This window comes from Kastovskya adunca (assembly GCF_059505785.1).
On the sequence record NZ_JCACLG010000041.1, the window covers coordinates 173623 to 187984 of the forward strand.

Sequence of the window (14362 nt, forward strand, 5' to 3'; positions counted from 1 at the left end):
TAAGAATTACTGAATGTGAATTAATGGCTGCCAGCTTGGAGATATCAGGTTGCCAATCGCTGGTTTACTGACTTCAGCGGCTGCTTTTATAGAATTCCCCAAAATCTCTAATAACGAACATTTTTCGCTTTTCAGCTTTGATGCTTAGGCAGTTGAAAAACAGACTGCTTGGCTGCGATCGCAGTACCGAGTGCAGCCCTATTTCCCCTGTAGCCCTCAATCCCTCTCAACTTTAAATAATTTATTATCTACTACTTTTGAGGGGTGACAAAGAATTGTCTAGCTATTAATGCAATATTTACAGCAGCTTCACATTCGCTTTAAAGACATCAACGTCAAGAGAGTGCATCTAGTCACGGCTCTAGCCTAGATTGCCACGAAAGTAGAAGCCGCATTATTGATGAGAATGGCAGCATTAACCCCATTCAAGATTGCCAAAGTTTGGTTGTTGGTCGTATCCGTAATCCAGGTGTGGCTGCTTCTTTGAGTAATCGACAACTGCCCCAAGCTCAACCCTGCCGTTAAACCGATATAATCCTCACCCACCTTGAAGTCTCGGATCGTATCCGTCCCTTCACCGCGTGCGAAGACAAAGGTGTCGCGACCTTCACCGCCTGTGAGGATGTCATTTCCCAAACCGCCCCCAAGCCTGTCATTACCCGCGTCGCCCCAGATTTGGTCATCTCCTACTTCGCCGTAGAGATTATCGTTGCCAGCACCGCCGTAGATGCGGTCATTACCTGTACCGCCATAAATCAGGTCATCGCCGCCAGTAAGAGAATTTTGACTATCGCCGAAGAGGATGTCGTTACCGTCGCCGCCATAAATTTGGTCATTGCCGAGTCCTCCAGAAATCGTGTCATGACCGCCGAATCCATTAATGCGATCGCGTTGAGCCGTACCGATTAGAGTTTCAGAAAGATTAGTGCCGTTGATGATATTAAAAACTTCTGTATCGTTATTAAGGTTGGTAACAGCAACATCATCGGCATTAAGTCCGTTGTAGTTAAGGTCAGCACTGACAGCAGCAGCGGTGATGATTTTGTAAGCAATATTGCCATCCACCTCGGCATCATCTACCCCGGTTACAGTTACCGTCTGCGCTTGGTTCCAGTTAGCCGCAGTAAAGGTGAGTGAGGGAGTCGAAACCTTGCCTTCTGTGGTGTCAGAACTGCTTAAGCCAAGAGTGACATTGGCGGTGGGTTGGCTATTGAGTTTGACACTAAATGTTGCAGTCCCTCCCGCTTCGGTGGTGTTACTGCTGATGGGGGAAATCGTAAAGCCAGCCGTATCATCATCTAGGATGGTGCCAACTGCTTGAGGATCGGCAATGTTGGCGTTGACGGCGTTGGAGAGGTTAACCAAAAAGGTTTCATTCGCCTCATCCACATTGTCACCGACGATGGGAACGGTAATGATTTGGCTGGTGACACCGGGGGCAAAAGTTAAAGTGCCAGCGTTGTTGGTATAGTCGTCCAAAGCGATCGCGCTACCGTTAGCAGTGGCATAATTGACTGCGATCGCTTGAGCGCTAGCATTAGAAAGACTAACGGTAAAGTTAGCTGATTTAGTGCCGCTATTGCCTTCGGTGACGGTGACATCGTTGATGCTGATAGTAGGTTGATTGTCATCGTTGACAACCGTTACCTGTGCGATAGCTGTAGCGATCGTAGAACTTGCTGGGGCATCTGTCAGATTAGGATTACTGAGAGTGACAGAAATATTTTTATCAAGTTCAAATGTTGTGTCACCCAAGACATCCAATGCAATCGTCTTTGTCGTCTCACCAGCAGCAAAATTAACAGTGCCAGAAACGGCAGTTCCCCCACCACTCACCAGAATATTGTTATAGTCGGTGCCAGAAGTAGCAGTCCCACCAATTGCATAATCAACGGTACTGGCTACGCCAATTCCGCCGCTGCGTGTGACAGTAAAGGTAACGGTTTGCTTACCAGTGTCACCTTCCTTTAAAGTTGGGGAAGCAGTGGTAATCGCGTATTGAATCGTGTCGTTGGATGCGATCGCTACCGTAGCATTATTCTTAGCAGTATCAATGGTGTAACCCGCACCCGTCACCAAGTTTAGCCGCAGCGTTTCCGCTAACTCTGGCAGAGTATCATCAACAGCAGTAAGAGTGACATTGACAAAACTCTCCCCATCCGGAATCACTACCGACAAACCACCGCTAGTGAGTATATAGTCATCCTCACTAGCACTGCTGCTACCATCCACAGCAAGATATACGGTCAAATCACCCGTTGTACCAGTCCGAGTAATTTGGTAAGTTCCAGTATTTGCGCCTGATTCTGCTGCATCAGCATCTGTCGCCTGGATGCTAACTGTCGGCGTTCTGGGGTTGACGGTAATTTGAAAGGTTTGCACTACTGAGGTATCGACACCACCGTTAGCAATGCCGCCGTTGTCCTTGACTTGGACTTCAATTGTCGCTGTAGTAGCTGTATCAATTGTTGCAGTAGTATAAGTAAGATTGCCTGTCAGCGGGTCAATTGTCGGTGGAGTGGTAAAAATACCAGGGTTGCTAGTGACGTTAACTATGTAACTATCGACACTTTGAGTTAATTCGCTTGCACCAGGATTGAAATTGCCTGCCCATTCAGTTACAGTTTGTAATCCAGAGCCTGCGATCGCATTTTGATTTCTCCCAGGTGTGAAACTGGGGGCATCGTTAACTGAGTTAATAACAATACTTGCTGTTTCAGTAGCAATACTGAAGGGAGACGCGCCGCCACTAGTCCCAGGATTTACATTAGTTGTACCGCTGGCGAGTCCGTCAGAGGCATCCCAAGCGCGGAAGGTAATGCCTGGGGTGATGCCGTTAAAGTCGGGACTGGGGACAAAACGAATGCGATCGCTTGTTGTAGCCTTTAGTACGGTAGCAGCCACAGCGGACACCACAAAGTTATTCCAGCTACTTTCGCCATTATTAGAATACTGCCAAGTGCCGTTGGTATTATCTACCCCAATTACAGCAATTCCTTCTACTGCACCTGCATCAGCATCACTGATGGGGTTGCCGCCAGCACCGCTAGCAATAATCTCAGAAACCAGAGTCCCATTGTTGCTGGCAAGGGCAACGTCTTCGTTAATTGCTGTTAGTGCCGGACTCCCGGTATTATTTAACACCGGAGCATCGTTGGCTGGGGTGACGGTAATCGGTATCGTCTTGATATTGTTAGTAACCGCACCATCGTTAGCTGTAATCTTGAGAGTGTCGCTACCATTAAAGTCTTGCTTGCCCCGGTATAGCAGTCCGTTAGTGGCGGCTAAGTTAGCGTTAATCTGGCTTTGGCTGCCTGTCAGGGTGACAGTTCCTGTGCCGTTACCATTGACTGTTAACCCAGAAGAGTTGACTGTCAAAGCACCATTGTTGACTTCTAGAGTGACGGTGATGGGACTGTTGCCAGCATCCACGTCAAATACGCTAACTCCTGTGATGGATAAATTCGTATCTTCAGCAACTGTTTGGGGGGCAAAGCTGCTGTTAGTTGTAACTGAAACCGCTGATAAATTTACTTTGGCGCTGGCAGAGGTAGTGTCATCGCCAAGAAAAATCAGGTTTGGGGTTTCGTAGGGATCGAGAAATCCAGTAGCGGTTGTATAGTCTCGCAGCTTACCGCTAAGGATGGTAGTGCCGCCTGTTGAGAGGGTATAAATATCGCCAAGAACTGTCAGCTGGTAGGGAATTAAACCTGTAGTGGTGTTGAAAGTAGCGCCTTCAGCATGGGTGAACAGCAGTTGGTTGTTGTTTGCTGAGGGATTTGTACTAGGGTTTGCCTGAGTTGTGCCATCTTCCTGCGCCCAGATTTCGTTATCCCAGAATCCTAATTCGATGCCTTTTTTGTCGCTGCTGAGAACTATGATGCTGAAACCAGCTCTATCAGCAATGCCATCGCCGTTTTTATCAGCGGTGCCGCTTGTCTTATGATCTTCTGAGAGGACTTGGGCGGTGAAGCTGACGGTGTAACCAGCAGCGCGGTCTAGGTTCGGCACGCTGTTAGCAAAGTAGCCAGCATACGTGTCTGGGTTGGCAGTGGTATCAAGGGTAGTCGCGCCACCGGAGGCACTTTGCGTTGCACCAGTGTTGAAGTAGCTAAATCCTTGAGTTCCAGGTGTCGTATTCAGCGAGCCATCGTATTTAATTACCGAAGCACCGATAATCGGGGCATCGTTGATAGCTGTAACGTTGATGGTTTCAGTAACAGCGGTGCTGGTGCCACCATCGCCATCGGTAACGACAAAGCGAACGGTGCGAGGAGTGGTGCTGGGGTTATCTGAGGCGTTCTGATAAGTGATGTTTTGCAGCAGTGCAGTAGCGGCGGTGGGTGTGGCGTTGGTGTTGAAGGTGACGACTAGGGGAGTGGTGCCAGTCCCACCTGTGAAGGTGCCGATTTGCACTCCGCCGTATTTGACTATTGCGCCATCCAGCCCAATTTGACCAACATCGTTACCTTGGTTGCGAATCGCTAAACGGTCAGATGCCGTGCCACCTGCGGTAAAATCTACTATCAGCTTCCCAGTGTCAAAGTTGAGGGAGTCGGTATCTGTGACAGTGGCGGTGCTATTAATGACGGTAGCAGCTGCATTTTCGGTGTAAGACACAGGTGCAACTGGGAGAGCAATTGCTGGAGCAATGTTGGTGTTGGCGATCGTGTGGCTTCCTAAACCATTGAAGGTGTCTTGGGCGAACCCATCCCATTGAGCGCTGGGATCAAATGGATCGAAAGGATTTGGATCTCCAGTTGTTACGTTACTCTTACGGCGCAGGGTGTTATTTTGGGTACTGGTAAGCCCACTACCCCACTCTGTGCCAGGGTCGTTGCCAATTTGACCAATCGAGTCAATGATGGTTGCACCCTTACGCAGCACAACCGCATCGTCCCCGTTGTACCAGCCATTAAAATTGTTGGTTTGATCGGCTTGACCCAGAATGCTAGGGGCAGCATTAGCTTGTGCTAAAACAAATACATCCTTATCTGCTACTATGCCGCTCAAGTTGATAGTTTGAGTCGGGCTAGTGCTACCGTTTGCATAAAAGTCTACGGCGTAACCTGCTGCGGTTAAGTTAATTGCCGCCCCAATGCCGTTATAAAATTCCAGAGCTTTGTTGTTGCTACTACCTTCAACATACTCTGAGATGAACAGATCGCTTGGCAGGACAGAAGTATAAGTTGCGATCGCTGATGCCCTAAACACCAGAGGTGCTTCAATCTTCCCTGTAGCTACTTCTAAATCCCAGTTACCACCTAAAGCTGCACTACCCGTCACGTCATTAGAAGCAGCAACATCAGCACCCGTCAGCTGACTAAGTTGTTGGACGAAAGCTGCCCCTGTTACTCCACCTACGACGTTGCAACCATACAGGAGAATATCTGCATCGGGTGTTAAAGCATTTGCCCATTGCTGCAAAGAGTTGGTGTATGCTTCGAGGTTGTTTGAGTTGACTTGGGTTGACCCCAATTGCAAATTTGCTTCGCCGCCGTGGGAGACTATATGAATGCTGGCGATGTCGCTGCGTCCCGCCAGTACTTCAGTAATTTGCGCTATTCCATCCTGTGCCGAGTTGAGAATAACTACCTCTGTTCCCGCTTTGACACCCGCCGCCAAACTTTCTTTATCCGCAACTGTGGCATCGATAAAAATAATCTCTTTGTTGGCGACGGTGGAAGTAACTTTGGTCATAGAATTGCTGGAGTCTTGACTGAGGTTGGCGTTCTGATCGAGGTCTTGCACGGTGAGGATTCCTTGTAGTTACTAGAAGCCATCAGAATTCGGGCGAGAATCCCTTCACATCGCGCCGCCAAATCACTTGCCAAAGTATTGATAAAAATTAGTAATTTTGGTAATGCACCCGCCACGAGTTGGTTAGGAGTAGGACGCAGATTGCATCGTTTAGGTGGCAAGGTAAGTGAGGGCGGATATTACTGTATTTTTCTTTACCCGCTTACATCAGGGGTTCCGCTCAGGCAGTGGTGTCTGCGATCGCGTAGAACTGTAAAGTCAGTATTTTTTAAGTATCCATCCCTCTCAATATAGATTTGTTTTTATTAATATAATCTATCTCTAGGGAGGTGCAGTACACCAAATAACGTGAATTAGAGAAACTTCTACAAAGCTTACAGTAGCCTTAATATTCATACCCAAATACTTAAACCCCTCTCCTCAAAGAAGAAGGGCTAATGTTTTTCCCCTTACCAATTCCGGGAAGGAGTTAGGAGTTACATACTAAATCATCCTCTGAGAAGGTTGCTGCCAGAATCGCCGAAAATTTGAGCGTTTCCTGACTCGCCATAGAGGAAATCATTTTGGCGTTTTATAAAACGAGGCTGGTGATTCCAACAGTTTCTAACACCATCCATCCAATAAATGCTGCATATAGTCCCAGCAGCAGCCAGCATTCCCCTTTACTCAGCGCTAAGTTTGTACGCAGCATAGCGAACAGGATAATCGTTGCCAGGGTGAGGACACCCATCATCGGTGCCGCCCTAGCAAAATTAATCGTCGAGGCACCAGCAATCAGGACGCCAGCCGGAATAGCAATCAGCAGGTCAAAAATATTGCTGCCCAGTACGTTGGCGAGGCTAATGATTCCCTTACCTTTACGGGCTGCTCTGATACTTACGAAGGCATCCGGTAAGCTAGTACCTGCTGCAATTACAGTAATACCCCATAAAAAACTCGGTGTGTTAAAGATATTTCCCAGCCCCAGCGCCGCTCGCACCAGTCCCTCCACCGCCGCTACAATCAGCACAAGACTGACCAGCAGGCGCAGCCATTCTTTACCTACCTTGATATCTTTAGGCGGAGGCTCATCGTTTTCCTGTTCTGCCATGTCTTGCTGCTGGAGGAACAGGTACACTCCATAGAGCGCGACAGGAATCAGGGCAATCGGTCGGGTCATTGTACCCTCCCACTGGCTACCTTCCACGGGGTTATAAATCAGCGAGAAGGCAAACGCTAACAACAACACAGTCACACTGGTAATGTAAAATTGGGCATCTTTGTAGACCAAGATGCGATCGGCAGCTAAGCGATCGCCCACTAGCCCAGAAATTCCGGGAATTACCAAAATATTGAAGATAGCTGAACCGACGATCGCCGATACACCCAGCTCAAACTCTCCATGAATTAGCGTAGCAATGACGGTGCTGGAGAGTTCCGGAAAGCTAGACCCAACGGCTTCAATCACAGCTCCTTGGACAATAGGAGGTAGTTGATAGTAAGATGCCAAACGCTCAGCAGACTTTTCCAGCATGAAGCTGCCTTGCCAAATTACAGCCGTTGATACCACAACCAGGCCGATGTATAAAAGTAGTTGCATCGCTTCCACTGCATAATCTAAACAAAGGAAAAAGGCAAAACAATTTTTTCCTTTTTGCTGTGCCTTTTTCCCTTAAATCCTCGCTCCTACAGGGCGATTTAGAGAGGAATCAGTGAAGAAAGCGAAAAAGGAAGCCAGCCGAACTTAGCGCCCAAAGCCAGGGCAAACAGAGCAAGAGCAAAAAGGAGCAATGCCCAATCCCCGAAATCGAACCCTCCCAGATTGGGTCGTTTGGTTTGGTAGCCTCGCATCGCCAGTGATGACATCAGTGTGGGGCCGCGCCTGAGAACCGCGAACAGAACCGGGAACGAGATTCTCAGGGAATTCCAAAGGAAGCGAAAGGGGCGCTTCAAGCTCAAATCGACGCCCTTGATCTTCATCGCATCAGCAATCCGGAATGCCTCGCCCAAGGTGACATACAAAAGTCGATACGACAATCCCACCGCAAAGGCAACCACTGGCGGGAAGTAAAGCCCTCGCATCCCATCGGTTAAGCTTTCGGCATCGATAGTCGATAACAAGCTAACACTGATAATAATCGCGGCTGTCCATGCCAAGATGAGGCGAAACTCGGCGGAGGCGGTTTCCACTAATGCGCCGAAGTTCCCCGCCAACAGTTCGCCACCAGCTGGGATGATGATCAGTGCCAGGAAGGTTGGGATGTGAATCGCCCAAAACATTAGCACCCATTTCCACGGAGTGTGAGCTGCCACAGCTAGGATTAGTCCCAAAATCGTCACCACCAGCATCCATTCCCAAGTTGGTGCCAGGAATATGTAAAAGAACAGCAAAATTAACAAAAAAATCTTGACACGCGGATCGCGATCGTGGATGACTGTATCGCGATCGCGGTAAAGAGTAGGTACACGAGAAGAAGTCATTAATGCCTCCTAACGACTGGATGAAAGGTTTGAGACAAGTTCATCGCACGATAATGCCTTCGTGCCATAGCGTTGAGCCAGTTGAGTAGTGCGCGGTGGGTACATATGCAGTTCACCGAGACGCTCCCAGTTATCCTCCGCGAATACCTCATGTAACGAACCTTGCATCAAGGCTCGTCCCCGCTCCAGAATCGTCACCGTATCGGCAACCTCAGCAACGAAATCTACATCGTTACTGACCAACAGCACGGCTTTGCCCTCTTCGGCAAACTGCCTAATCGTCTGCCTAATTTTGTGGCGAGATGATGCACCAAGACCAATGATTGGTTCGTCCAACAGGAGTACTTTAGGGTCTAGGGTGAGAGCTTCTGCAATGGTGACGAGTTTACGCTGTCCGTATGGCAGCAGGGTCGGATCGCGATCAAGCAGATCGTCATCAATTCCCACTAGCTTGCAGGCGTGCGATACCCGGTTTTCGATATGGTCATCGTCGTAGCATTTCTGCTTTGAGAACCAACTCGTTCTCTGATACTGGCGCTGCTGGAGGGGGAAAGCAATCTCCTCCTTAACGGTTCTTTCACTGATCGCATCGTCCGGGTTCTGAAAGACGGTTGCGACCTTCAATGCGAGGTCGCCGACTTCTGTATCCTTCGTAATTTCGTCATCACAGACCAAGACTTTGCCCTTGCTTGACTGCAATAACCCATTGACAAGCTTGATTGTTGTCGTCTTGCCTGCACCGCTGGCACCCATAAGCGCATGCACTTCGCCTGCACAAATCGTGATATTCAGGTCGTCAAGCACCTTGGTTTCGTCAGAGTAGCCGTAGGTTACATCCTCAATCCGGACGAGTGGCTGACTGAAATTATTTTCAGCCTGTACTTCCTTGTCGTTGCTTTCCTCGACATATTCGCGGAGTCCTACTGCACGGGCGATGGGATGACTGAACCTGAACCTATTCCCCTGCTCGTCACCATTGACAGCCCGCTTAGCTTGCTCGGCAACCCGATCAAAATCTTCTGGCGTGAGTGGCGAACCGGGGATACCCAAGGCACGGGCTGCACGCAGACTTAGCGTCGGCTCGATATCGGCACGAGAGAGAAGGTCATAATTGCTTAAAATTTCATCTGTTTTGCCTTGGGCAACGATTTTACCGTCAACGAGAACTAAGATGCGATCGACAACCTGCCGTAAGAAATGAGGGTCTCTCTCCACGATGATCGCAGTTTTTTTGCCGTCAGCCTGAGCCTTGATGACATTCCTAATCTTCTCCTGCCCTTCGGGATCGAGTTTGTCCGTCACGGTATCGAAGATCAGGATCGGCGGGTCCATTGCTAGTGTCGCTGCGACTGCTACTCTCTGTTGTTGACCCTGAGCAAGATCCCAAAGCTGCTTACCCTCCATGTCTTCATGGAGTCCAACCTGCCTCAAGATCTCGCGTGCCCGCTCCTTCGCCTCCTGTTCGGAAAAGCCTCTGTTCTCAAGCGGTGTCATCACCTCATCGAGAACCTTTAACTGCACAAGTTGTGACCCGAAGTTCTCGAACACCATCCCGACTTTTCCGGTATTCTCCATGCCGGAGTCTTCAGTACGCTTCTGATAAGCTACGGTGAGTTCGCCAGAGGTTTCCCCACCTATAACACTAGGCGCAACTCCAGCAATTGCCATACAAAGCGTTGTCTTCCCGGCTCCAATCGGGCCAATCAGACCAACAACTTCGTTCGGCTCAATCTCGAAGGAAACACCATCAATGGCTTTCTCCTCGAGTCCTGGATAGGTAAATGAAAAGTTTTTTGCGTGTATTATCGACATTCGTGACTCCTTTGCAACAAAAACAGGTCAACCAATGCAAGGATTCTGGATTGACCTCATAAATAAATTCCTCGTTCAAGCCGAAGTTTGAGCCTGTTGTCGCCTACGCTTTCGATACCGCTCTATGCCTTTAGGAGCAAAGCCCAAGTAGCGCTCGATCCGACCATAGAGGCGTGGCACGATAAAGATTGTTGGAATAGCACCCCCGATTAAGCCGTCGGTGATAGTATTTCCGATCGCGGCCCACACTGCCACATAAAAGGTTTCAGAGTCGAAGATAATAAATGACGTAGCTTCGATCGCCGCGTGCAGGAACCCGGCTAACAAGCAGGCGATAAAAATACGAACCTTGTTGAGCGGGTGATTGCCAATGACATAGGCTGAGGCGAAAAAACCTACCACGTAGCCAACAGCCCCGATTGGATCGTCAACTTCATAGCCTTCGAGCATATCCCGGAGGAATTCTCCTAGCATTGCTCCAACTGAGACAGCGAAAGCGGCGCATCCTGTTGGTACGACGGCAATGAGCGACATAGGGAGGAAAAAGGGTTTAAAGTCAATATCGACGGGAATTTCAGGGATTGCCTCTGTCAGCGTTAGCAGGATGAAAAAGCTCACCGAGCTAAGCACGCCAACTATTATCAACTTGGCTTTATAAGCGTTATTCATTTTCAAATGTCCTGTTTACTTTCTATTGGTGCCATCACACAGCTTCCAAATCCCGAAGTGTGTTGCTTTGTTAGTTTCCAGGCTTTTATCTAGTGAACCGATTGTGCTTAAAAAAGCTCTCTGAGCAATAGCAAATCGGCTCCGACTTGATACAGAGCTAAGTTGAAGTTAATTTCAAAACTGAATTATTTTTTAAGAATCCGTTGAAGGGGTTTGTTTATTAAATAACTTTTAAAAAATGCGGTCACATCTACCAAATTGGTTAGTTATCAAGGATTTTGTTTATCTAAAGTTTATATTTTGGTTAAATTAAAAACTAAGTCGAGCTAATACAAGAAATTAAGAATTAAAACGGTTAATGATTGAGCCAAAGTCAATTTAAATTCAAATTTACCCACTAATTCTGTAATATAAGTAATTTCGGAAAGTCGAAAGTAATTAAGACGAAGTTAATAGATAGTTAATATTAAATAAATGATAGCAAGTTGCTCAAAATTGAGAGCAAAAAGATTGGTGATTGGAGGAATGAGGATTCTACACTTAGGTGAGGTTCAGATAGCAAAGTGCGATCGCACAAGCGGTGAGTTCCAAAAAAGCCGGACTAATCACTTGAGCATCTCCCTGTATCTCGGTTCTGTAACTTGGGGAGAGGCGGAGGCGATCGCTCTATTTCATCAGCTCAGTTCAAAATACCTTTATTGATTATTCATCAAATCTTGACATTAAACCTTAATAACTCCCCTAACAGACTCATCGTCCTCATGTAGGATGAAATAAGGCTTATCCCTAGACAGTCGAGAAATGACAGTGAGCTTCTTTGAGAGGATGCTCAGCTGCTCTTTTCCCAGATAAGTTAGCATCTCCATCGCAAAGATTTTGCGAAATGGTAGGCGGGTGTATTTTCCAACCGTAAACAGCGACTTACAGCATCCTGATCAGCAGGATTGCTTGAGAACAAAGCGCCATTGCATCTTTACCAAAACTTAGAATATTAAATTCTATTCATCGGAGATAGATAAATAAAACTTGAACATAACTGCCTGGTTATGTGATTTACTATGACAGAACAATCCCTTGTCCGTAGACCAATAACCCAATCCACTGACATCCTGGCTCAATTGCAGAGTGGTCAACTGCTTAGGGTTAGTGGTTGTCGTGGCAATGCTATCATTATTTGCCATCGTCACCATGCAGAGTTAGCAGGCCCTGGTGCTGCTGTTGGTGGTGTTTTTGACATCAATTGTAGTCGAGTTATTCCAGTCGGAAATATCTCGCTAGTTTATCCAGCATCCCAGAGTGAGCGGCAGAAAGCTTATGCTTTGCGTCAACGGTGGATGCTTTTAACTCTCCGTGCAATGGAGAGTTATGTGCCATTGCAGCGAGCAAGAAACTTTTTGTGCTTACTGCACAATTATTTTGACCCGCAAACAGTTGAGCAACTATCTGATGAGATTCTTGCTCAATTGGTGGGAGTGTTACCAAAAACCATCAGTATGGTACGTCAATCCTATAATTTTCAGCCAGAGAGTAGGCCAAAAGCCCCACAGCAGGCAAGGCTTTGACCAAGAAGGGAGTATGGAGTAGGGGGAATAAATAATCACTTTTTCCCCCTCCTGTGTTAGAGACTGTTTCTAAAGTAAGGTTAGCTGGCTAGGTTGCCTAACGATTGGATAGATCCCCCTTAAGAGATCCCCCCTAGCCCCCCTTAAAAAGGGGGGAAGCCAGAGGAAGCTTCGCTTTTGATATTACGGGGGGGAACAAAATCTCTTGAAGTCCCCCTTTTGAAGGGGGATTTAGGGGGATCTCCAGGGATTTACAATTCTTTAGAGACAGCCTCTTACATCAGCATTAAATCAACTTGACTGCCTTGAGTCCAAAAAACAGGGTCAAAGCGACACCTGTGGCACCACCAAGGATTACGAAGTAAGCAATTACTCCAGACATTTATGTTTCTCCACAAAAACTCATACGAGTCTATTGAAACATCTGGTGGGATAGAATACTGCCCACGGTTGTTGGAAAAGGGTTTTAGTAATGAAGTCTGTAATCCGTGTGGATGTACCAGAGCAGTCCTACGATATTGCGTTCGTGACAGGTGGCTTAGATGATTTGGGTGTTTGGATGAGTCGCCTGAAGCTAGGTAAGAAAGTTTTAGTGGTGTCTAATCCAGTCATTTTCAAACATTATGGGGAAAAAGCGATCGCCGCGTTAAATTTAGTGGGATATGAAGTAGAAAGCTGCATTCTCCCAGCAGGTGAGCGCTACAAAACCCTCAAAACTCTACAAAAAATCTACGATGTCGCCCTGCAACAGCGCTTAGAACGCTCCTCCACAATAGTTGCCTTGGGTGGGGGCGTAATTGGCGATATGGCTGGCTTTGCTGCTGCTACCTGGCTACGTGGGATTAACGTTGTACAGGTGCCGACATCGCTACTCGCCATGGTTGATTCCTCCGTTGGTGGCAAGACTGGCGTTAATCATCCCCAAGGGAAAAACTTGATTGGTGCGTTTTATCAACCACGATTTGTTTTAGTTGATCCCTCCGTTTTAAAAACCTTGCCACCACGGGAATTTCGTGCAGGGATGGCAGAGGTAATTAAGTACGGCATTATCTGGGATGCTGAGCTATTTGCCAAGCTGGAAGAGGCACAGCGTCTCGACCAACTACGTTATGTAAATGAGGAGTTGCTGGAAGCTATTCTCTCTTGCTCCTGCCAAGCGAAAGCCGATGTTGTTAGTAAGGATGAAAAAGAAACAGGGTTAAGAGCGATTCTGAACTACGGTCACACAATTGGTCATGCCGTGGAAAGTTTGACAGGCTACAAGTTAGTTAATCACGGGGAAGCGGTTGCAATTGGGATGGTTGCGGCGGGTCAAATTGCGGTGCAACTCCAGATGTGGAAGCCAGAGGACGCCCAACGTCAAGACGCCCTGATTCAGAAAGCGGCACTACCTACTCAGTTACCCAGTCAGATGGACATCGAAGCAATTCTCGATAGCCTCCAAACGGATAAAAAAGTCGAAGCGGGTAAGGTGCGATTTGTTCTTCCTACGCAGATTGGTGCGGTAACGATAACTGACCAAGTACCAGCAGATGTGATTCGGCAAGTGCTTCAGCAAATGCAGCCGTCATAAATTTGCAGAAGCTTGAGCAAGGGTAAACAGTTGGTTAGCCATTGACTCAAGCTGTAGAGTACGCCTGTAATATCTGCTCCACTACTTGCTCTGTAAACTGCTCTACTTAAATATCACCCAGGAATTAGGTTGCAACTGCCCGTTTTCCTGAAACTACTAAAATAACTACTACTTTAGAGGGATGCCGATTTGCCTACATAAATTATTAGGGGGCTTGATGATAATATTTAGTACAAGCGGCAGTATCCGTAAGTGTAGTGCGATCGCACTTTGCACTCAGTCATCTTTGACAGAACTCTAGCTAAAAGCTCCGGCATTGCTCCCAGAAATTAGGTAGAGGGCGAGCAAACCGGAAAAACCTTAGCCATCTAGCTGGAGATAACCGCCTCACTTCTGTCCAAATGCCCGTACCGCCTTAGCTAGAGCGAAAGTGATAGGATGAGTATAAAAATGTCCCCTTATAGAGATGGCATTTAATGGTTAACCGTTAAGAACTGGGAACTTTAAAATGTGTGAAATTTAAAGC

9 protein-coding genes are annotated in these 14362 nt (G+C 47.4%); 3 read left to right on the top strand and 6 right to left on the bottom strand.

Annotated features, from left to right (window positions below; genetic code table 11):
* Positions 1-366: 366 nt before the first annotated feature.
* The 5 genes from AC5JR3_RS16075 to AC5JR3_RS16095 all read right to left on the bottom strand — a co-directional run bounded on the left by AC5JR3_RS16075 (position 367) and on the right by AC5JR3_RS16095 (position 10701).
* Positions 367-5751, bottom strand: coding sequence for a DUF4347 domain-containing protein (locus tag AC5JR3_RS16075; RefSeq protein ID WP_495847549.1), 5385 nt, complete (start codon positions 5749-5751; stop codon positions 367-369).
* 580 nt (positions 5752-6331) lie between these two features.
* On the bottom strand, positions 6332-7339 hold the full coding sequence (locus AC5JR3_RS16080) for a sodium:calcium antiporter (RefSeq protein ID WP_495847550.1): 1008 nt from the start codon (positions 7337-7339) through the stop codon (positions 6332-6334).
* A gap of 98 nt (positions 7340-7437) precedes the next feature.
* Complete coding sequence (locus AC5JR3_RS16085; protein WP_495847551.1) at positions 7438-8220, bottom strand: energy-coupling factor transporter transmembrane component T family protein; 783 nt, start codon at positions 8218-8220, stop codon at positions 7438-7440.
* 9 nt (positions 8221-8229) lie between these two features.
* Positions 8230-10032, bottom strand: a complete 1803-nt coding sequence (locus tag AC5JR3_RS16090) for an ABC transporter ATP-binding protein (protein ID WP_495847552.1) — start codon at positions 10030-10032, stop codon at positions 8230-8232.
* A gap of 75 nt (positions 10033-10107) precedes the next feature.
* Positions 10108-10701 (bottom strand): DUF8171 family membrane protein, encoded by a 594-nt coding sequence (locus AC5JR3_RS16095; protein WP_495847553.1) that lies wholly within the window; start codon positions 10699-10701, stop codon positions 10108-10110.
* A gap of 525 nt (positions 10702-11226) precedes the next feature.
* Here AC5JR3_RS16095 and AC5JR3_RS16100 point away from each other — a divergent pair.
* Positions 11227-11403, top strand: a complete 177-nt coding sequence (locus AC5JR3_RS16100; protein WP_495847554.1) for a hypothetical protein — start codon at positions 11227-11229, stop codon at positions 11401-11403.
* A gap of 356 nt (positions 11404-11759) precedes the next feature.
* Positions 11760-12263, top strand: a complete 504-nt coding sequence (locus AC5JR3_RS16105; protein WP_495847555.1) for a hypothetical protein — start codon at positions 11760-11762, stop codon at positions 12261-12263.
* A 286-nt stretch (positions 12264-12549) separates the two neighbouring features.
* On the opposite strand, the gene petL is transcribed toward AC5JR3_RS16105, so the two are convergent.
* Entirely contained in the window at positions 12550-12645 is a 96-nt protein-coding gene (gene petL / locus AC5JR3_RS16110) for a cytochrome b6-f complex subunit PetL (protein WP_495847556.1), read from the bottom strand.
* A gap of 90 nt (positions 12646-12735) precedes the next feature.
* Here petL and aroB point away from each other — a divergent pair, with 90 nt between their 5' ends.
* A complete protein-coding gene (gene aroB, locus AC5JR3_RS16115) occupies positions 12736-13836 on the top strand; it encodes a 3-dehydroquinate synthase (protein ID WP_495847557.1) in 1101 nt (366 codons plus the stop codon).
* The last annotated feature ends 526 nt before the right edge of the window (positions 13837-14362 follow it).